The following is a 22,312-nucleotide window of genomic DNA, read 5'->3' as shown; positions in this document are numbered from 1 at the left end:
TCAATAATGCGGTGGTATCTCATGTTCCTGACCATTATTACTCTGATGCATTGAGGTCTGCATAGTACGCATTTGCACCTTTAAGGTTTCAATGGCAAGTTCTAAGCGAGAAATTTGATCTTGCTGGCCAATAATCACTTGATTCAAGTCTTCCAGCAAACCATCCTGGAATGCTAAACGCGTTTGAAGATCAATAATGTCATTCTCATTTACCGTCATTAGTCATCTCCATCATAAGATAATGCCGGTCCCAACCAACGTTCAGCTGTTTGTTTATCCCAACCTTTTCGCTCAGCATAGTCTTCCACCTGATCCTGGTCGATTTTACCCAAGCCAAAATAACGTGACTCAGGGTGGGCAAAATAGAACCCACTGACAGCGGCAGTTGGCAACATGGCATAACTTTCTGTAATGGTCATATCGGCATGGGTAACAGGATCAATCAGCTCCCATAACAGACCTTTCTCAGTATGATCCGGACAGGCAGGATAACCTGGTGCCGGACGAATGCCCTGATATTTCTCATCAATCAAGGCATCATTGTCTAATTGCTCTTCTTTAGCATAACCCCAGAATTCTTTTCGAACCCGTTCATGCATGCGTTCTGCAAAGGCTTCTGCCAGACGATCCGCCAGCGCTTTCAGCATAATGCTGTGATAGTCGTCATGATCTTCTTCAAAGCGTGCAACGTGCTCATCAATGCCAATGCCTGCCGTTACGGCAAACGCCCCAATATAATCATTGACGCCCGTATCTTTTGGCGCGATAAAATCGGCTAAAGCGGCATTTGGACGACCAGGTGGACGCTCGGTTTGTTGACGCAAGCTATGCAACGTCATCAATACCTCATCACGGCTATCGTCACGATACACTTCAATATCATCGTCATTCACGCTATTCGCCGCAAAAAGGCCAATGACCGCTTTGGCTGTCAGCCATTTCTCATCGACGATTTGCTGCAACATTTTTTGTGCATCTTCAAATAGATGTGTGGCGTGCTCGCCAACCACTTCGTCGGTCAGAATACGGGGGTACTTGCCAGCCAGCTCCCAGGATTGGAAAAAAGGCGTCCAATCAATGCGATCCACCAATTCAGCCAGAGGATAGTCATCAAACACCTCCAGACCCAATTTAGCAGGTTTGGTTGGTTGATAAGCGGCCCAGTCAATCTTGGTTTTATTCGCTCGTGCTTCAGTAATACTTAATTGACGTCGACTGCTCTTACGTCCCTTATGTCTTGAACGCTTCTCTTCATAGTCTTTTTTCAGATCAGCAATAAAGGCATCACGTGTATCTTTGGTGACTAAACGCTGAGCCACACCCACAGCACGTGACGCGTCTTTTACATAGATACTGCAGCCATGATAGTTCGGTTCAATTTTCACGGCGGTATGGATTAAGGAAGTGGTAGCCCCACCAATCATCAGTGGAGTTTCCATGCCTAGTCGCTCCATTTCTTTCGCGACATGCACCATTTCATCAAGTGATGGCGTAATCAGACCAGACAAGCCGATAATATCGACTTTTTCTTCGCGTGCCGTATCCAGAATTTTCTGCGCTGGCACCATCACGCCAAGATCTATAACTTCAAAGTTATTACATTGCAGGACCACGCCCACGATATTTTTACCGATATCATGAACGTCACCTTTGACGGTGGCCATCAAAATCTTGCCGTTATTTTTGCTGGTATCGCCTTCTTCTTTAGCCGCTTCAATGAAAGGCATCAGATAAGCGACTGCTTTTTTCATTACACGGGCAGATTTGACCACTTGCGGTAAAAACATCTTACCTTCACCAAACAAGTCACCGACCACGTTCATACCGTCCATCAACGGCCCTTCAATCACTTCCAGTGGTTTGGCAAATTGTTGGCGTGCTTCTTCTGTATCGTCTTCAACATAATCCGCAATGCCTTTTACCAAAGCATGCTCAAGACGCTTGACGACAGGTAGCTCACGCCAGGCCAAGTCTTCCTGCTTAGCCACACTGCCACCTTCGCCTTTGTATTTTTCGGCGAGTTCCAGCAATCGGTCAGTAGAATCTTCACGGCGGTTTTGCACGACATCTTCTACGGCTTCACGCAATTCTTCAGGCAGATCATCATAGATAGCCAGCTGGCCAGCATTAACAATCCCCATATCCATGCCCGCTTTAATCGCGTGGTAGAGGAAAACCGCATGAATCGCTTCACGCACCGGATTGTTACCACGGAATGAGAATGAGACGTTGGAAACACCACCACTGATCAGCGCATGTGGCAGACTTTGTTTAATATCGTGAACAGCCTCAATAAAATCGACGGCGTAATTATTATGCTCTTCAATACCTGTGGCGACGGCAAAGATGTTGGGATCGAAGATGATATCTTCTGGTGGGAAATGAACTTTCTCTGTCAGCACCTCATAGGAACGTCGACAAATTTCCAGCTTACGTTCACGTGTATCGGCCTGACCGACTTCATCAAAGGCCATTACAATCACCGCTGCACCATAACGGCGAACCAATTTAGCCTGTTCGATAAATTTATCTTCACCCTCTTTCAGGCTGATGGAGTTAACAATGCCTTTACCTTGAATACATTTCAGACCTGCCTCGATAACGTCCCATTTAGATGAGTCAATCATGATAGGCACACGGCTGATATCTGGTTCAGCAGCGAGTAAGTTAAGGAAGGTGACCATGGCCTCTTTCGAGTCCAGCATGCCCTCATCCATATTGATGTCAATGATTTGAGCACCGTTTTCTACTTGCTGACGTGCCACTTCCAGTGCCGTATCGTAGTCGCCTTCTTTGATTAGCTTGGCGAAACGCGCCGAGCCCGTGACATTGGTCCGTTCGCCTACATTCACAAATAAACTGTCAGGGGTGATATTCAGGGGTTCTAAACCACTCAATCGGCAGTGATGTAGATTCTTCTTTGGCTGACGAGGATGAATACCCTCTACTGCATCAGCAATCGCTTTGATATGAGCAGGGGCGGTACCGCAACAGCCACCGACAATGTTTAAGAAACCAGACTCAGCCCATTCTTTAATCTGTGCTGCCATGACTTCTGGTGATTCATCATACTCACCGAACTCATTAGGTAAGCCTGCATTGGGGTGAGCACTGATATGACAAGTCACTACATTGGCTAACTCTTCCACGTACTGACGTAACTGCTCCGCACCCAGTGCACAGTTCAGGCCAATACTCAGAGGCTGGATATGCGCCAGCGAGTTCCAGAATGCTTCGGCCGTTTGGCCTGAAAGTGTACGACCACTGGCATCAGTAATCGTGCCTGAAATCATGACCGGGATATGTACACCATTTCGTTCGCAGAACTGATCAATCGCAAACAAGGCGGCTTTGGCATTTAAGGTGTCAAACACCGTTTCGACCAGCAACAAATCAGCACCGCCATCAACCAAACCACGAATGGCTTCCATGTATGCATCAACCAGTTCATCAAAACTGACATTTCGAAAGCCTGGATTATTCACATCAGGAGAGATACTGGCCGTGCGGTTAGTTGGGCCCAATACACCGGTGACAAAACGTGGCTTGTCTGGGTTGTTAGCCGTAAATTCATCAGCCACTTCTTTAGCTAATTCGGCTGAGACTTTATTTAACTCATACACCAGATCTTCCATCTGGTAATCAGCCATGGCAATTGATGTACCATTAAAGGTGTTCGTTTCAACAATATCCGCACCGGCTTCAAAATAGGCACGATGGATATCGCGAATAATTTGCGGCTGGGTCAAAGACAAAAGATCGTTATTGCCTTTTACATCACAGGGATGATCTGCAAATCGCGCACCACGAAAATCTTTTTCTTCCAGTTTATAACTTTGGATCAACGTCCCCATTCCACCGTCTAGAATCAGAATACGTTGCTCAAGTAAGGATTTAATTTGTTGATGCACAGTCATTTAAAGCAGATTTCCCATCTGGTAAAGCGATTATAAAAATCGCACGATTATACCAGATACTCATCACGACTTTTGAACTGTGACAGATTTAACTCAGCCAGCATCGCTACTGGCTGAGCATTAGAATTTATACCTTAAATGACGATAAGCCTGTTTGTAACTCATTGGCTGTGGCATCCAAATCGCTACCGACCTGACTGAGTTCTTTTGCACCCTCAGCTGTCTGCTGAACCAAATCCGAAATACGGGTTAGATTTTCACTGACATTTTCACAAACATTGCTTTGCTCTTCTGTGGCTGATGCAATCTGTAAGGTCATCTCAGAGACTTCATCAATCGCGGTTCTAATTTTGATTAAAGCGCTGGCAGCAGAATGCGCTAATTCCACGCTATGCTCAACCTGCTCGCCACTTTTCTTCATAGCGACAGAGGCTTCTTTATTTCCTTGGTTCAGTAAGGCCAAACGATTTTGAATCTCCACAGTCGCTGATTGTGAACGATTCGCCAACGCTCTCACCTCATCTGCCACCACGGCAAAACCACGACCTTTTTCACCGGCTCTGGCCGCTTCAATCGCAGCATTCAAAGCTAATAGGTTTGTTTGTTCAGCAATGCCCTGAATTTCGACCAGAATCTCTGCAATGGCGCCACTATTCTTGACTAGTTGATCCAATGCAGCTTCAGAGAGTTGAACACTATTTTTCACATCACTGATTGATTGGGCATTCTGACTCACCAGATCCGCACCCGCTTCTGTTGATTGATGCGCATCACTGACTAATGTTGCGGTGCGCTCTGCGTTACCAGCAATCTGCTGAGCTGAAGCCGACATTTCAGTGACTGCAGAGACCATCTGATCCAGTAAACTGCTCTGTTCATTCATCTGATCACTGGTTTGTTGGCTAATTTGCTTACCTTGAGCAGATAAGGCGCTTATACGGTTACCAATCGGCAACATCCCCTTAATCAAAGTCTGTAGTTTTTGAATAAAGGTATTCAATAAATTTGCCAGCTTACTGGTTTCATCCTGGCGGGAGACAGTGATTTGTTGTGTCAGATCCCCTTCGCCTCCGGCCAGTTTACCAACAATACCGGTCATATCATGCAGGGGCTTGACACTGCTTTTGGCAACAAACCAGACAATGACCACACCAATCATCGCAAACAAAAAGCCCAGCAGAGTCGTCTGACTGATAAAGCGTGATTGTTGCTGATCCATAAAGGCTTGTTGTTGCTGAAGATCAGCATAAATAACGGACTCAGGCACGGAGATATAAACAGTCCAGTGAGCACCCGTATCACCTAGCTTAAAAGGTTTTAACACTTTCAAAGCATCATCAGCAGCAAAAATAGTACTCTCATCTGACATGGATAGATTCTTAATTTTACTCACAAGATCAGCGTCGATTGACTTCAAATTTTTCCCGACTAATTCTGGATTCTCACTATCAGCAACAATGACGCCCTTTGGACTAACTAATAAAATCTCACCAGCGCCGTCATAGAGCTGTTTATCGACTTTCACGATATTGGACTGTAGGAAGTCAGCACTGATATCAATCCCTGTCATACCAATAAAATTACCATTCTTCGTTACTGGTACAACCATACTGGTTAGCAATACATCCTTCCCATTTATCGGATAGATATAAGGGTCAACGACGCAGCTTTTGTTGGACTCTTTGGGACATAAATAATATTCACCGGCTCTCACACCATTATCGTCAAGCGTCTGGTCTTCTAATCCAACTAAACTCTCGACGGTGAAACCATCATTATCGCCATTAATCACATAGGGTAGAAACCGGCCACTCTCATCACTACCAACGGTTGATGGATACAAAGCATCTGAAAAATCAAACTTATTGGGTTCAAAGGCAACATAGGTACCCAAGAAATTAGGACTCAGATTCAAGGTCTTTTTTAGGGTATCCAAAGCCAGTTGACGTTTGTCTATAGTATTAGAAGCACTGGCTAACGATTGCATGGACATCGACGTAGATGTGGCCACGTTCAATGCTTTCTCCAGAGGGACGAGCAGGCTGGCACTGGTATCACTGGCGAGTAGTCCGAGATAAGATTCCGCCTGATTTTTTGTCAGTTCGCTATTGTATTCTGTGAGTGATTGATTAATTTTGCCAAAGTTATACATCGCTACCAAGGCGGTCACGAGCACAACAGAAAGTAGACTGAGTCCAGCCCATAAGCTAAACCGTTGCTGAATAGATAAATTCATACTGACTCCACACAAAGCGGTTCCCCGTCAACATCGCATCATGTTTATCAGCTGAAAAATCAAGCTAAACCTTTACAGTGAAAGACTCAAACAGGCATACACTAGGCAGATAGTTCTTCATTAAACAGCAGCCAGAAAATGTTCTATGAATGACAACAGGGCACCAAAAAATGATGATGCGCAAAATATGACAGAAAGCGGCTTAGAAAACAATGTTTAATGAGAGGAAACATGAACTATTTCCATTTTTTCTAATATAAACGCATTCCGACCTTTTTCACGGTGTCTCCATCAACCTCATTCACGACCCAATGAATGCCGTGCCAATCTATGTCATCACCTACAACAGGGTGCCCCCCACCCGCCGTGCAATAAACTCGCCTAAACTCACACCCACTTCCTGGGGACTGATCGTCAAACCATAGGCTTTAGCGATATCCACTAACATTGCCTCACCATTGAGAACAAAAGAACCAAAAAAGCTAATTGCTTCTGATTCAGCTGAGTATCGCCATTAAATAATTCATTTAGATTATCTAAGTCCTCCTCACGGCTGATCACGCATAGAATATCGCCTAGTTTTAGACGCGTACTGCCTTTAGGATGAATCATCTCCTCATGCCGGAATAAGGCAGAAATCATCGCGCCAGATGGAAAACGAAGTAAACGAATAGGTTGGTCGTCGAGACGTTGGTTCTCTACTTTATAGACAAACATTTCAAAATCGCGCTCAGGCAAAATACCTAAAGAACCACGTTGTCTCGGGCTGGCTTTTTTGGGGATCTGCACTCGCATCCATTTTGCCATGGGTAATAGAGTGCCGCCTTGAATGAGTAGCGATAGCAACACAACTGCAAACGCCACATTAAAATACATCGGGGCATTATCTACCCCACCTATGACAGGAAAGATCGCCAGCACGATAGGCACAGCTCCTCGTAATCCCACCCAGGAAATAAAACCAATTTCACGCCAGCGGAATTTAAAAAACGGTTTTACGGAGAGAATAACTGCCAGTGGCCTTGCAATGAATATCAGGGCTAAGGCTATCACGAGTGAGGGTAAAGCATATTCCATTAATTCGCTTGGAGTGACCAGCAAACCCAGCACCAGGAATAAACCAATCTGGCTTAACCAGGCCAGACCATCATACACTGGCAAAATATGCTGTAATTGACGGGTGTTTTCACTGCCTATCATCAAACCACAGAGATAGATAGCCAGAAAACCACTGCCCCCCATCCAGGACGCTAAACCAAAAATACTAAACCCCAATGCTAATGCCAACAGTGAGTACAAGCCTGGCATTAACTCCAGTCTTGCCAATAAACGCTTAACTAACCAGCCACCTAAGAGACCAATACCAATACCAAAGCCGAATTGTTGAAGGAAAAACAGTACATTACCTAGCACAGTGTTTTCATCACTAATCAATAACTGGATGAACATCAATGTAAGAAAAATCGCCATCGGATCGTTGGTGCCAGACTCGATTTCTAGTGTCGCCCCAACTCGTTCGTTGATATTAATGCCCTGACCACGCAACATAGAAAAGACTGCAGCGGCATCTGTCGACCCTACAATCGCACCAATCAATAAGCCTTCAACCAGTGTTAGATTAAATATCCACATGGCTATTAACCCCACCACACCGCTGGTGATAAACACACCTATCGTTGCCATGGATAAAGCAGGTTTAAAGCCGACACGAAATGTTTTGAGGCGAGTACGCATACCGCCATCGAGCAAAATCATGGCGAGTGCCAAATGACCGATAACGAATGCCACGGAATAATTATCAAACTGAATACCTAATATGCCATCTTCTCCAGCCAGCATGCCTAGTGCCAGGAAAATGATCAGCAATGGCAAACCAAAAATAGAAGATAAGCGGCTGGCCAGAATGCTTAAAGCAATCAAGGTTCCGCTTAACAAAAACAACATACTTATCGAATTCATAAAGGCGCTTTTATCAGTGATCTATGGACTAAACATAGCAACAAATGCTCTGAAGAGCACGAAATGACAGTGAATTTATTGAGATGATGATGGCCGTTTTAAACTCAACTCTCCAGCTTCTTCAATGTCAATAAATGGAAAAAGACTACCGATATCCAAACGTGCCTTAAATCGATATTTAACCGCATCCTGATGATGAGACATTAACTGACTAATCAATTTCGCACTACCAAGCAAATCTGGTACTGCTTGGATTGTAAATTCTTCGGTGCCGTATGCCGCAACTCGCGGTAAATCCGGTTCCGCTCCACTCAATATCCGATAACCATCTACCTCAACGGAGTAGCTCATCCCCTTCAATGGTAGCGCTTGTCGATTAGGATTAATCACTTGTAAACCGATAAGGAAAGTAGGTGCTGAGGCAGTTGAGGACGGCGCCAGATTAAACGAAGTGATATTGACTTGAGGTTGTTCAAATTCAGGCGACAAGCTCGCACATGCCGACAAGAAATAAACCATGGTGAATAGAAAAATAAAGCGGAATTGTCGCATAACACGGTCCTGTTGTTGTTCATTGATGCAATAAGAATGTTAAGTATTAATATAGACGCAACGCCTTAATTCAAGCTTATTCAATAGAGACTTGTTTTAGTGACATAAAAAAACGCCGCATATTTCAATCAATATGCGGCGTTTAATCGCTTTAATGGGACTTAATCCCATTCAGAAACGGTTATTGACCTCGTTCCTGAAGCTCCTCGTTTTCATCCATTTCATGTGCAGGATGAGGAGCGTTAGCTGCATCTTCAGCTTCTTTCATATTTTCTTTGTAGTCTTCACTCATTTTTTTATCTTTATGAGTGTCGACTGACTCTCCCATTTCATGGGCGGGATGTTTCGCTCCTTCATGAGAGTCTTTATGCTCATTCGCAAACGCCATACTTGATGCGAATAGAAGCGTGAATACTACTGATAACAATGTTGTAAATTGTTTGCTTAACATTATTTTCTCCTTTGTTTGAACCATCAAACATCGGTAAAAAGAGCCTGAATTTTGAATTTATCATTCAGGACTGATTCCTACCCTAACGAATTATTCATATGAGATCAAATCGCCAAGAAACAAAATAACCTTAATAATCAACAACTCACACTCACATCATTTATTCAATGATTATTCTTAACGCTAGTCAAGACAATCCTTACAGCTGACTCAGGATATCACTGATTAACTGACTGCTTTTTTATCAACGGCTACAGAAGTGCCAGTATTCATAAAGCGATTGACTCCGTTTAATAATGCTTTTATCGCTGAAGTAGTGATGTTTTTATCCTGCCCCACACCGAACACGGTTGCATACTCTCCCATCTTGACTTCAACATAGCTCACCGCTGTTGCGTCAGAACCGGCCGTCATGCCGTGTTCATGATAATCCGCGACAGTCACTGTTTCACCGATATGCTCTGAGATAGCTTTGGCCACAGCATCCAATGGTCCATTGCCTTGTCCCTTTAACTCAATACGCTGTTGCTCATATTTCACCACCACATGGCTCATGACTTGATGACTTTCTTCATCGACGATATGACTTCCCATATATTGATAAGGACTGTTCACTTGCACGTATTCATCATCAAACAGTGAGACGATATTCTCAGCGTTAATCTCACGACCACTGCTGTCACTGACCTTTTGAACCACTTTACTGAACTCAATCTGCAAACGACGTGGTAATTCAAAGCCGGCATGTTGCTGTAACAAGAAACTCACGCCACCTTTGCCAGACTGACTGTTGACCCTCACCACAGCATCGTAACTACGATTTACATCGGCTGGATCAATGGGTAAATAAGGTACCTGCCAATAGTCATCCGCTTTTTGTACGGCCAATCCTTTTTTAATCGCATCCTGATGCGAGCCAGAAAAAGCCGTAAACACTAATTCACCCGCATAAGGATGACGCGGATGCACGGGCAATTGTGTGGCTTCTTCAAACAATTGTCGGATCTGATCCATCTGAGTGAAATCAAGCTCAGGATGAATTCCCTGCGAATATAAATTCATCGCCAAGGTGATCAAGTCCACATTACCCGTGCGTTCACCATTACCAAATAAACAACCTTCCACACGATCAGCACCCGCCATGACAGCTAACTCAGCTGCTGCTACCGCCGTGCCGCGATCATTATGTGGGTGCACACTCAGAATAATGCTGTCGCGTTGATTTAAATGGCGATGCATCCATTCCACCTGATCGGCATAGGTATTCGGCGTCGCCATTTCTACTGTTGCCGGCAAGTTGATGATCATCTTATGTTCTGGTGTTGGCTGCCAGATGGACGTCACCGCGTCACAAACCTCTTTCGCAAACTCCATTTCCGCACTGGAAAAGGTCTCCGGTGAATATTGGTATACCCATTCGGTTTCTGGCTGTTTTGCCGTCATCTCTTTCACCCAACGCGTTCCACGCTCAGCGATCTCTTTCACCCCAGCCTTATCAGTGCGATAGACAATTTCACGAAAAGCAGGGGCAATCGGGTTATACATATGCAAAATAGCACGTTTGGCACCTTTCAAGGATTCCACGGTTCGGGCAATTAAATCCTCTCTGGCCTGCGTTAACACTTCAATCGTGACATCATCAGGAATACGATTTTCGTCAATCAGACGACGTACAAAATTAAAGTCCGTTTCTGAGGCTGATGGAAAACCAACCTCAATTTCTTTAAAGCCCATATCCACCAAGGCCAGGAAAAACCGCATTTTGGCATCAACAGACATCGGATCAATCAAAGCCTGATTACCGTCACGTAAATCTGTACTCATCCAGATTGGGGCTTTATCCAATACCACATTGGGCCACTGCCGATCAGGCAATTGGATAGCATCAAAGCGACGATATTTTTGAGCGGGCTGACTAATCATGTCTGACTCCTGACAATAACTATTAATGACACACAAGTTGCTGAAACAAATTTGCCTGACTCACCATATGAACGGGGTTAATTCATACTTTTCCGATGGGCCTTTCATGAGTTTTGATCATGTCAGTTCATCGTGCCAGCTGCGCTTTTGACGCATCGGCTATCAGTTCCAGCCATGTGAAATAGTATAAAGAAGTCACTATGGAATTAAATTGCTATATTTGCATAAAACCGACTTAAAAAAGAATAATATTGCTTAAATAATACAAATATTGAAATATATAACCACAATAAAAATTAATTTGGAAATTACATGTCTGACAACCTCGATAAATACGACATCATGATCCTGCAAAAATTACAGGCTGACGGACGCATCACCAACCAGGAATTAGCCGAAGCTATCAAGCTCTCACCGTCCCCCTGTTTACGTCGCGTCAAACAAATGGAAGAAAAAGGCTTAATTGACGGTTACGTGGCTTTATTGAATGCCAAAAAATTAGGTCTAACCCTGATGGCTTTTATTGGTATCAGTATGGATAAACACACACCGGAGCGTTTTGAAGCACTGGAGACCACACTTGCCAGCTATCCTGAGGTACTCGAATGTCACCTCATTACCGGCCAATCTGCCGATTATTTATTAAAGGTGATTGTGAAAGATATGGATGCCTATCAACAATTCCTGCTCAATAAATTAACGCGCATTGAGGGTGTGACAGGAGTTCATACCTCGTTTGTCATGAAGTCACCTATCAAAACAACGGCGCTGCCGGTTGGTTGATGTAGTGAATAGATCAGCCAAAACTTATGACGCAGGTCGTTTCTGTTTTTGTAACTGCCACATCCCCATCATAAACAGCACCATAGCCGACCAAACAAGAATAAACGTGACTAATCTGGCTTGGGGGAAATGCTCATCTAGCACGTAGACACCAATCAAAAATTGTATGGTCGGATTGATATACATTATAAAACCGACAATAGATAAATTGATGCGACGAGTGGCCATGGCAAATAAAACCAAAGGCAATGCCGTCAGAAAACCAGAGCTAATGAGCAAAACGGTCGTCGTTGTATCTTCGCCGAATTGTAATATCGATTCTGTTGAATTTGACTGCCAGCCAATCCACAACAAAACAAAAGGCATTAACCACAACGCTTCGATGGTTAATCCATTTATCCCATCAATCGGGTGCACCTTACGTATCAGCCCATAGAATGCAAAAGCAAATGAGAGCACCACGCCTACCCACGGTAAGCTGCCAAACGACCACAACTCCCAGAGCACGGCTAGAAAAGCAATGCCCCCAGCTATGGCCTGTAAAGGATGCAGCGACTCTTTTAGCAAAAGCCTCCCCATCAATAAACTCACTAGAGGCATGATGAAGTAACCTAAACTGGCTTCAAGCACACGATGCTGCCCAACGGCCCAGATATAGACCAGCCAGTTAATCGCAATAAACACCGCTGAGCCACCAAGCCAGAGTAAGGTCGTTTTATTATGTAACGCTTCCCATAAATGCTTGCCACGTCTTAAGGCCAGGCCCACGGTCAAAGTCGCTACCAGTGACCAGATAATCCGATGCGCCGTAACTTCAATCGGTGACACGTGACTCAGGAAACTGAAAAAGAGAGGAAAAAGCCCCCAGATGGTATAAGCCAGAACGGCTAAGATTAAACCTTGCATGATGTTCTCAGAAATTTAAACACATATGGTATCAGTGGCGCTTGTTACCATAAATACTCTTATTAATATATCCACATCCTCATTGGCAAAATGAGGGCTGACCTTACTGATACTGATAAACCGATAAGGCTATCTTGCCGTTATTCACTACAATATTTTCAGCGAGGAGCCTCTGTAACTGCTCCCGGTATTTCTCACTTCCCTCTGGAAAAGAAGATCGTCCTTGAGCATTGACAACGCGGTGCCAGGGCAAATGTGTGTCTGGTGGAAGTTTTTTAAGAACGGTACCTACGTAGCGGGCATACCCCGGGTAACCACAACTGATTGCAATTTGCCCATAGGTCATGACTTGACCATAAGGAATAGCATCAACCGTTTGCCATATCATTTTATCGAGCTCATCCATCAGAATATTTTTTGATTGTCCTCATTCGTTTGCTTATCCAAGCAGACAGGAAGTGATATTAATGGCTAGACTATGAAGCCGAAAAATGTGATAAATTTCACATTAGCTGGACAGCTAATTTACACCAAACTTAAGACAAGGATGACTTCAGTGAAACTCTTTTTAAGCCTATTTTGTTTATTCTTTTTTATTTCCACAGCCAATGCTTACACCATCTCTCCCGGTCCGATAAAAAAGTGGGGCGACCCCACATTGGGTACCGGGGCAACGATTAGTTATAGCTTCATGCTGGGTGGTGAAGAATGTGACCAAGCGGTTTGCTCTCCACTAAACAGTTTTATGCCCACGGGTTTTCAGCAAGAAATTAAAAAAGCTTTTAATGCCTGGAGTAGTGTCGCTAACCTCAATTTTATTGAAATAGCAGATGATGGTGCTAACTTTAATACACTCACAACATCAGGTGATATTCGAATTGGAGGTGAAGCGATTGATGGCCCGAGCGGGGTATTAGCGCATGCCTTTTATCCAGATACCCACTGGTATTTCTCTGCAGGTGGTGATCTGCATTTTGATAGTGCAGAAACATGGAGTATCGATAGCCTCATAGATGGTATCAGTATTTTCTGGGTAGCCTTACATGAAATCGGGCACTCACTTGGACTGGGGCACTCCGAGGCATCTAAATCAGTAATGGGACCTTTTTATAATCCTTCACTGAACGGCCTTCAAGCTGACGATATCGCCGGTATTCAATACCTTTATGGCGCTAATATCTCAGCCGTCCCCATACCCGCTGCATTCTGGTTATTACTGTCTGGTTTCATCGGCTTGATACGTCTTCGTCGATACTGATAACCACAATATGACTAGCTTAAACACATATTGCATGTGTTTAAACCTAAACAGGTCAGCCTGATTCAGACTGACCTGTTTTCGATTATTGACAGCTGACTTGATAGCCATCTTTCACGCGGTTAAAGCTGTATGTATTATCGTTACCTTTCTGTTCATAGTTCAGCTCGTCATCAGCTAACTCGAGATTCTCATAATGAATTTGCTTACCGATCTGATCAGAAGGACTACCATTCATATCCTGAAAAGCAGCAATGACCGTGTGCATTTCGTCCCCTTCCATCTTCCATTGACCACGCTCTTTTTGAACCCATGACAGGTTTTCACCATCACAGACTAGAAATAATGCCGCATAACTTTGATCAGGCTCACGTTTGACTAACCATTTCATGGTTTCGCCATCATGTTGGGTTTCGGCATACCAGGTGCCAATTAAATCATCGAATGTCACATCTGCAACAGCCACACTTGATACGGATAAACCAGCCAACACGGCATACAACATTGGTTTTAATTTCATGGGAATCAACCTCCTTAGATGTCTACATAGGTATAGGAGGACTCATTACTCAAACAAGATTCAGAACACCCACCTAACTCATCCGATAACACTAATCTCGCTGCTCATGCAGAACAAGACATCCTAGTGATAATTGGGATTGACTCCTAGATCGTTAATGCAGCGTTATCGCAAAAGCCCTGTTTTTCAATATCAGCTTGCTGCAAAAACAGAACTTTTTTACTGTCTTTTCAGGAGATGGAAATGACTTTCAAGTCAGAGCAAAGCGGTCAATCATTACCGACTGAGCAATTTAGGCATGTCTAAGGAAAAAGACATAGAGATCTTAACAATCAATAAGATAGGAAATACATTCAGAAAAGAATCCCGCCTATCAAAGCAGAGTGATAGCTAAATATTCGGATATAAATTGTTTGAGGAAGGCTTTTCATATTAACACTAAATATCCAGTTGTGAAGTGGTAGTACGTTTATAGGGATGACATTGGCAAAATAATCTTTATTCACTCTTTGCATCAGTGATTTCTTGCACCATAATCAACCTCAGGTCTCCAACTAACCAAAGAGGATCTCGAACCAATGATCAAACGTCCCGCCGAAGGTAAACGTCTGTTTATTCTGGACACCAATGTATTGATGCATGACCCAACGGCTTTATTCCGTTTTGATGAGCATGATATCTACTTACCCATGGTTGTATTAGAAGAACTCGATCGTGGTAAAAAAGGCTTATCTGAAGTCTCCCGTAATGTACGCCAGGTCAGTCGGTTCCTCGATGATTTATTACTGCAGGCTGAAGATAATGAAGCCATTACCAAAGGCATTCCTCTACCCAGCGTGAACAGTGGTGATATGCCTAATGCCAGCGGTCGTCTGTTTTTCCAGACCACCCAAATGGAGCAGGAATTACCTAAAGAACTCCCCAGCCATCAGGGCGATAACGCTATTTTGAGTGTGGCGATTGCCTTACAGGCAGCCATTAAAGATCACACCATTATTCTGGTTTCAAAAGATATCAACTTACGGATTAAAGCCACCGTTTTAGGTATCTGTGCCGAAGACTATTACAACGATAAAGTGCTGGATGATGTGGATCTGCTCTATCGCGGTGCCAGCGAGCTCAATGCGGATTTCTGGGATGATTTGAATCGTCTGGAATCATGGACAGCGGATGGGCAGACCTTCTATGAAGTTGAAGGCGATGTGGTTAAAGACTGGTATCCGAACCAGCTTATTTACTCTCCAGGTGAAGATCATAATATTGAAGCCGTGGTGCGTTCCGTCACTGAAACCAGTGCAGATATTCAACTCATTAACGATTACCGCAAAGATAATCATGCCATCTGGGGCATTACCGCCCGTAATCGCGAACAGAATTTCGCACTGAATTTATTAATGGATCCTGAAGTGGATTTTGTCAGCTTATTGGGTCAGGCCGGTACTGGTAAAACCTTACTGACATTAGCAGCAGCCTTAACGCAGACTGTCGAACACAAGCGCTACAGTGAAATTATCATGACACGGGTTACCGTGCCTGTCGGTGAAGATATCGGTTTCTTACCAGGCACCGAAGAAGAAAAAATGACCCCTTGGATGGGCGCATTAATGGATAACCTTGAGGTATTAAATAAAACAGAAGGTGGCGAATGGGGTCGTCAGGCCACTAACGATTTATTACAGCGATGGATTAAAATCCGTTCGCTCAACTTTATGCGCGGCCGCACCTTCCTGAATCGCTTTTTAATCATCGATGAAGCGCAAAACTTAACCTCGAAACAGATGAAAACATTGATTACGCGTGCCGGTCCAGGTACCAAAATTGTCTGTTTAGGTAACATCGCTCAAATTGATACACCGTACCTGAGCGAAACAACATCTGGCCTGACCTATGTGGTTGATCACTTTAAATATTGGCAGCACAGTGGTCACATTACGCTGCTCCGTGGTGAGCGTTCAAGACTGGCTGATTACGCCTCTGAAAACCTTTAATGCTGGCAACTTAGTCTGAACATGATATAAAGAATCTTATATTCAGGCCGATTAAGTGACATTAAGCTTTTAAGGATAATGGTAGAGAGTGATGCAACATCCAGGTTCAGACAGACGTGAGTTTTTTCGAATCAATGACTCGGTAGTCATTGAGTACAAACCTGTGGAAAAAACGCACGTCGGTGAAGTCGCCAAACGTATTTCACAATCATCAGAAAGTGATGGTGATTCTGAACGGGCTCAGCTTCGTACGATGCAAAACGTGTTTTCACACTTATTAGACCAAATCAGTCAGCATGATCGTGAAATTGCACGTGCACTGCGCTTATTAGATGACAAGGTCAACCTGATTGCACAACGTATTGAACGTCACAATAATCCTATCAATCCTGACAAGCTGACAGACGTAAACTTGAGTGGGGGTGGTGTTGCCTTATTGGTCGCTACCCCTATCAAGCCAAGAGATTATGTTGAACTCTTTATGCAGCTAAAACCCTCAGCCAGCACTATTCACACTCTGGCAACGGTGATTGGCTGTGACAAAATCGAACAAGCACCTGCTGAAACACCTTATTTATTGCGTATGGCCTTCACTCATATGGATGAAATGGATCGTAATGTGCTCATTCGTCATACATTAAAACGTCAGGCAGAACGTCTACGCGAAGGTGAACTCACAGGCGCCATGACCCTTATCGAGTCTTGATATAGCTGTAATACAGCAACGGAATGACCAATAAGGTTAATAAAGTCGACACCAGAATTCCGAATAATAAGGCAATAGCCAAACCATTAAATATAGGGTCATCGAGAATAAATACCGCCCCTACCATCGCAGCCAGCGCAGTCAGAATAATAGGCTTAGCACGGGTTGCAGCAGCGGCAATTACTGCCTTCTCAGCCGTGATGCCTTCAGCCATCGCCTGACGGATAAAATCGACTAACAAAATAGAGTTACGCACGATAATCCCTGCCATTGCAATCATGCCAATCATCGATGTTGCTGTAAAAGGTGCGCCTAATAAAGCATGCCCGGGCATGACACCAATCACGGTCAGCGGAATCGGCACCATAATAATCAAGGGCAATAAATAAGATCGAAACTGCGCCACAATCAGCAGATAAATCAGAATAATGCCTATGGCATAGGCTAATCCCATATCACGAAACGTCTCATAGGTAATTTGCCATTCCCCGTCCCATTTCAATGAATCTTGTAAGGCCAGACTCGGTACTGAAACCAAATATTGCTGAATCGGTATGTTCTCTAATTGCTGATACACCGAAAACATGCCATACAAGGGACTATCGACCTTGCCAGCCATATCCGCTGTGACGTAAGTCACGGCTTGTAAGTCTTTGTGGTAAAGCGTTTGTTGATGTTCCTCCTCCACCACATTAACGACGTCAGCTAAACGAATCAGATCACCTTGTTGATTGATGAGCTTCATATTCAATACAGCATCAAGGTTCGCTTTATCCTCGATTGGCCATTGCAATCGCAATGGTATGGCGTATTTCACATTATCATCGTGTAGATACCCTACATCCTTGCCAGTCAGCGCTAACTGAATAGCTTCAACAATCTGTTGCTGACTCAGGCCAAATAAGCTCGCTTTATTTCTATCCACATTAATGATCTGTCTGTCGGCTTTCGCCTCAATGCTGCTATCAATATCGACAATGCCATCAGTTTGCTCAAACACCTTAACAAGTTGTGATGCCTGATTTTGTCGCTGTTGTTCACTCAAGCCATACAACTCCGCCACAATGGGTGATAACACAGGTGGCCCCGCCGGCACTTCAACGACCTTGATACGCGCGTCCCATTTCCTAGCAATCACTGTTAGTGGTTCTCTTAGCTTCAGTGCTAAAGAATGGCTATGTTCATCACGCTGATGTTTATCTCTGAGGTTGATTTGAATATCTGCCTGATGCCAGCCTTCACGTAAATAATACTGACGCACCAGACCATTAAAATTAATCGGCGAAGCTGTGCCGACATAGGCCTGATAATCAGTCACATCGTCAACGGTCGACAGATAATCTGTCAACGCACGGGTGACTGCTGCTGTTTTTTCTAATGGCGAGCCTTCAGGCATATCAATCACAATCTGCACTTCAGACTTATTATCAAACGGCAGCATTTTCAGAATGACCAGTTTCATTGCTGCCAGACCAACAGACACAATAACCAGCAAAATAAGTCCACCCCACAGTAATTTTCGGCGGCGGGCAGCATGTTCATGTAATAGAAAGGGGCTCAAAACACGCTGAAAAACCGCGTCATATTGGGACTCGGCAACTTGCTCATGCTTGGCCGAACGAGAATGTGAAAGCATCTTCAACACCATCCATGGTGTCACGACATAGGCCACCATTAATGACAGCAGCATGCCCATGCTGGCATTAATCGGAATCGGGCTCATATACGGGCCCATCAAACCGCTGACAAAGGCCATGGGTAATAAGGCTGCGATCACGGCTAAAGTCGCCAATATTGTTGGCTGCCCCACCTCATCGACAGCGACTGGAATCGCTTGTTTTAAGCTTAATTTTTCTTGTTGAATATGACGATGAATATTCTCCACCACCACAATCGCATCATCTACCAGAATGCCAATAGAAAAAATTAAGGCGAACAACGACACCCGATTTAAAGTAAAACCCCATGCCCACGAAGCAAATAACATCAGTAATAAGGTAATCACCACCGCTACGCCAACGATGATGGCCTCTCGCCAGCCCAGTGCAAATAACACCAATAAAATCACAGCCACCGTGACAAAAATAAGTTTATGGATCAGCGTATCAGCCTTTTGATCCGCCGTTTCACCATAATTACGCGTGACGGTCACCTGCACATCATCCGCAATCATCACGCCTTTTAATGCTGTTACCTGCTGCAGAACCAGCTCAGCAATATCCGCGGCATTAGTTCCGGGCTGTTTGGCAATGGCAATGGTGACGGCATCATATTCACCCTGAGCTTTAATCTGTTTGTCTGCTGCGGCAGGTCCGGTGCCAAACCACACATACTGACGCGGTTGCTCTGGACCAAGATAAATATCAGCCACATCCGTTAAATACACTGGCTGGTCATTAAAAACACCGACAATGAGTGATTTCAGCGTGTCAGTGGAAACGATAAACTGACCTGCCTGAACACTTGTCATTTGATTATTTTGTACAGTCGTCCCGGCCTCAGCCGATTGATTAGCGGCTGCCAACGCCTGACTCAAGCGATGATTATCCATGTGATATGCCGCCATAGCCTCTGGATCTAAGGTGATATTCACTACGGTATCAGCACCGCCAACAGTATAAATATCCCGTGTTCCATCAACCCGCTTCAGTTCTACTTCCAAGGACTGAGCTAACTGTTTTAACTGACTGGAATCCTGCTGGCTTTCACGCCATAGAGTGAGTGTCAGAATCGGCACATCATCAATGCCTTTGGGTTTAATAATAGGTTGTGACACACCCAAGTTTTCAGGCAGCCAATCCAGATTGGAATAAATTTTATTGTATAAACGTACAATCGCATCGGTACGTTTCTCACCGACTTCAAACTGAGCAGTGATGATAGCCAGCCCTGGCTTCGATACTGAATACACGTGTTTCAGACCAGCAATTTCACTGACCACCTGCTCCGCTGGTGTCGCTATCAAACTCTCTACTTCCTTGGCTGACGCACCGGGGTAAGCAATGAAAATATCTGCCATAGTGACATCAATCTGCGGCTCTTCTTCACGTGGCGTCACCATCAACGCAAATATCCCCAGCAATAAGGCCAGCAATGCCATCAACGGCGTCAGGGCATTGTCCTGAAATAATGCGGCGATACGACCGGACATCCCCAATGTTGGCTTAGATTCAGTCATGTTGCTGCTGCAAATACACTAAAGCCCTATCTGGCTGAGTCATCACTTGTTCTCCGGCATCGATACCGGATAAGACTTCAACCCAGCCATCTTCATATTCCATCCCAACTCTGACTTGTCTGAATACAAGCTGTTGCTTCGCGAGCACATAAACCCCATCCACTTCAGACCGTTTTACCAAGGCCTGTTTTGGAATCACGAGTACCGGCTGCTCACGGCCATAAGCGGTGACTTTAGTCGTCATGCCAGGGAAAACATCATTGATTTTTTGTGGTAAATCCAAACGGATATGGAAACTGTGAGTCTGTGGATCTGCAGCTGGAATGAAGGTTTTATCAAGCTGTGTTAAATGCTCGCCTGAAGGTAAAAGCACATCCAGCTTGGCCGCCATCACCTCTGTTAATTGTTTCTGTGGCACGGAAAAAACCACACGCAAATCATTCAGTGACAGGCCTGACATTAAGCGCTGACCGGGCGTTGCCATTTCACCCACTTCAATCCAGCGCTTGGTCATCACACCAGCATAGGGTGCCCGGACTTCGGTATATGACAGCTCAACTTTAGCCTGCTCGACTTCCGCTTGGCGGGCTTTGATTTGAGCATTTAATACATTGACCCGCGCCGCTGTCGCAGCTTTATCGGCTTCGGCTTTATCCAGCGCAGAACGTGTCACTTGTTTGCGTTGGTATAAATCACTGATTCGTTTGGCTTCCGCTGCGGCCTCGGTATATCTCGCCTGTACTTCTTTTAACTGGGCTTGTTCGGCCAGCAGGTTCGCTTCTGCTTGCCATAAACGGGTTTTAATTTCTTCGTCGTTAAAACGTAAAATCAGCGCGCCCTTTTCTACCCGGTCATTCACGTCATAAAAAATCTCTGCCACTTGCGCAGAAACACGCGACGAAACAGTTGCCTGATTGATAGCTTCAACACTGCCATCATAAGTCCACTGTCGAGCATAGTTTTTATAGACCGCTTCGGTATGGGGCAGCCCCTCCGCGTTAATATTAAAACTGGCTGACAACAGCAATGTGATAAAAGCGGTCCACCTTAATAATGACTGTTCCATGGTGTTCTCAATAACTATATTAGAATTTGCTAATTTACAGTCATCTGCTTTGATTGTCTATACTGGCGTTTTATTCAAACCGGAATTCTTACTCAATGCGGTACCCGACTTTATACAGCTTTCGTCGTTGTCCTTACGCTATGCGAGCCAGGTTAGCGCTCGCTGCCAGCGGTATTAAAACCGAACTTCGCGAAGTGGTATTAAAAGATAAACCTGCAGAATTATTAGCTATTTCCCCAAAAGGGACTGTGCCTGTTCTACAGACCGAAACAGGAAAAGTTATCGACGAAAGTATCGACATTATGCGTTGGGCACTGGAAAAGCGAGACCCCGAGGAGTGGTATCAAACGCTCACACATCAACAAAAACAGCACTGTGACGAACTGATTGCTAATAATGATGGTGAGTTTAAGTATTATCTTGATCGCTATAAATATGCCGATCGTTACCCAGAATACCCAGAACTGTATTACCGTGAGCAAGGTGAGGCGACCTTACAAAAATTGGAATCCTTATTAGCAAAAAATGGTTGCCTGCTCACTGAAAAATGGACGATGGCAGACATTGCTCTATTACCTTTTATTCGTCAGTTCGCCTTTGTTGATAAAGACTGGTTCGAACAGTCACCCTATCCCCTGGTCAGAGACTGGCTGAGTGAATTTTTACACAGTGATTTGTTTGCCAATGTCATGGTGAAATATGAACAGTGGCATGCTGATCAGCCAATAGTCTTATTTCCAGAGACCAAATAAGCGCATCCACTGAATGCTCAAATAAAGATAATCTGATCTATTTAGCCTGGGAGTTTAGAGAACTTAAGAAATTGTTTTAAAACTAGTATTTTTTAGAAAAGCAATAACAGAGAGTCG

17 protein-coding genes are annotated in these 22,312 nt (G+C 44.3%); 5 read left to right on the top strand and 12 right to left on the bottom strand.

The features are described 5' to 3' along the window. The 7 genes from QUE24_RS11180 to leuA form a co-directional block, all read right to left on the bottom strand. Window positions 1-219 carry a SlyX family protein gene (locus tag QUE24_RS11180; protein ID WP_286303914.1) on the bottom strand — a complete coding sequence of 73 codons (219 nt, stop codon included), beginning with the start codon at window positions 217-219 and terminating at the stop codon, window positions 1-3. Continuing rightward, on the bottom strand, window positions 219-3,917 hold the full coding sequence (metH, locus tag QUE24_RS11175) for a methionine synthase (RefSeq protein ID WP_286303913.1): 3,699 nt from the start codon (window positions 3,915-3,917) through the stop codon (window positions 219-221). The genes QUE24_RS11180 and metH overlap by 1 nt, the downstream gene beginning before the upstream one ends. Window positions 3,918-4,044: 127 nt before the next feature. Continuing rightward, the gene (locus QUE24_RS11170) at window positions 4,045-6,153 is read right to left on the bottom strand and encodes a methyl-accepting chemotaxis protein (RefSeq protein WP_286303912.1); all 2,109 of its coding nucleotides are present in this window, start codon (window positions 6,151-6,153) and stop codon (window positions 4,045-4,047) included. A gap of 441 nt (window positions 6,154-6,594) precedes the next feature. Beyond that, window positions 6,595-8,112, bottom strand: coding sequence for a potassium/proton antiporter (locus QUE24_RS11165; RefSeq protein ID WP_286303911.1), 1,518 nt, complete (start codon window positions 8,110-8,112; stop codon window positions 6,595-6,597). A gap of 75 nt (window positions 8,113-8,187) precedes the next feature. Further along, window positions 8,188-8,664: an LEA/WHy family protein gene (locus QUE24_RS11160; protein ID WP_286303910.1), complete on the bottom strand. Its 477-nt coding sequence runs from the start codon at window positions 8,662-8,664 to the stop codon at window positions 8,188-8,190. Between the two features lie 181 nt (window positions 8,665-8,845). Then, a complete protein-coding gene (locus tag QUE24_RS11155; RefSeq protein WP_286303909.1) occupies window positions 8,846-9,115 on the bottom strand; it encodes a hypothetical protein in 270 nt (89 codons plus the stop codon). 225 nt (window positions 9,116-9,340) lie between these two features. Then, window positions 9,341-11,038, bottom strand: a complete 1,698-nt coding sequence (gene leuA, locus QUE24_RS11150; RefSeq protein ID WP_286303908.1) for a 2-isopropylmalate synthase — start codon at window positions 11,036-11,038, stop codon at window positions 9,341-9,343. A 312-nt stretch (window positions 11,039-11,350) separates the two neighbouring features. Between leuA and QUE24_RS11145 the strand changes: the two genes are divergently transcribed. Continuing rightward, entirely contained in the window at window positions 11,351-11,821 is a 471-nt protein-coding gene (locus QUE24_RS11145; protein ID WP_286303907.1) for an Lrp/AsnC family transcriptional regulator, read from the top strand. A 24-nt stretch (window positions 11,822-11,845) separates the two neighbouring features. Here QUE24_RS11145 and rarD read toward each other — a convergent pair whose 3' ends face one another. Together rarD and QUE24_RS11135 are read right to left on the bottom strand one after the other, a co-directional pair. Beyond that, a complete protein-coding gene (gene rarD / locus QUE24_RS11140) occupies window positions 11,846-12,727 on the bottom strand; it encodes an EamA family transporter RarD (protein WP_286303906.1) in 882 nt (293 codons plus the stop codon). A gap of 103 nt (window positions 12,728-12,830) precedes the next feature. Beyond that, on the bottom strand, window positions 12,831-13,133 hold the full coding sequence (locus QUE24_RS11135) for an MGMT family protein (protein WP_286303905.1): 303 nt from the start codon (window positions 13,131-13,133) through the stop codon (window positions 12,831-12,833). A 150-nt stretch (window positions 13,134-13,283) separates the two neighbouring features. Here QUE24_RS11135 and QUE24_RS11130 point away from each other — a divergent pair, with 150 nt between their 5' ends. Then, window positions 13,284-13,985, top strand: coding sequence for a matrixin family metalloprotease (locus tag QUE24_RS11130; RefSeq protein ID WP_286303904.1), 702 nt, complete (start codon window positions 13,284-13,286; stop codon window positions 13,983-13,985). Between the two features lie 85 nt (window positions 13,986-14,070). On the opposite strand, the gene QUE24_RS11125 is transcribed toward QUE24_RS11130, so the two are convergent. After that, the gene (locus tag QUE24_RS11125) at window positions 14,071-14,505 is read right to left on the bottom strand and encodes a hypothetical protein (RefSeq protein WP_286303903.1); all 435 of its coding nucleotides are present in this window, start codon (window positions 14,503-14,505) and stop codon (window positions 14,071-14,073) included. A gap of 578 nt (window positions 14,506-15,083) precedes the next feature. Between QUE24_RS11125 and QUE24_RS11120 the strand changes: the two genes are divergently transcribed. Further along, on the top strand, window positions 15,084-16,493 hold the full coding sequence (locus QUE24_RS11120; RefSeq protein ID WP_286303902.1) for a PhoH family protein: 1,410 nt from the start codon (window positions 15,084-15,086) through the stop codon (window positions 16,491-16,493). Window positions 16,494-16,584: 91 nt separating this feature from the next. Further along, on the top strand, window positions 16,585-17,199 hold the full coding sequence (locus QUE24_RS11115) for a PilZ domain-containing protein (protein ID WP_286306111.1): 615 nt from the start codon (window positions 16,585-16,587) through the stop codon (window positions 17,197-17,199). Here QUE24_RS11115 and QUE24_RS11110 read toward each other — a convergent pair. Both QUE24_RS11110 and QUE24_RS11105 read right to left on the bottom strand, forming a co-directional pair. Further along, window positions 17,186-20,377: an efflux RND transporter permease subunit gene (locus tag QUE24_RS11110; RefSeq protein ID WP_286303901.1), complete on the bottom strand. Its 3,192-nt coding sequence runs from the start codon at window positions 20,375-20,377 to the stop codon at window positions 17,186-17,188. The genes QUE24_RS11115 and QUE24_RS11110 overlap by 14 nt on opposite strands. Continuing rightward, complete coding sequence (locus QUE24_RS11105; protein ID WP_286303900.1) at window positions 20,370-21,443, bottom strand: efflux RND transporter periplasmic adaptor subunit; 1,074 nt, start codon at window positions 21,441-21,443, stop codon at window positions 20,370-20,372. Before QUE24_RS11105 ends, QUE24_RS11110 begins: the two co-directional genes overlap by 8 nt. A gap of 95 nt (window positions 21,444-21,538) precedes the next feature. On the opposite strand from QUE24_RS11105, the gene QUE24_RS11100 reads away from it, so the two are divergent. After that, window positions 21,539-22,195 carry a glutathione S-transferase gene (locus QUE24_RS11100; RefSeq protein WP_286303899.1) on the top strand — a complete coding sequence of 219 codons (657 nt, stop codon included), beginning with the start codon at window positions 21,539-21,541 and terminating at the stop codon, window positions 22,193-22,195. Window positions 22,196-22,312: the final 117 nt, after the last annotated feature.

Source organism: Methylophaga marina (assembly GCF_030296755.1).
Lineage (GTDB): Bacteria > Pseudomonadota > Gammaproteobacteria > Nitrosococcales > Methylophagaceae > Methylophaga > Methylophaga marina.
Note: the sequence above shows the minus strand (reverse complement) of the source record. Positions and strands in the feature narration are given on the sequence as shown.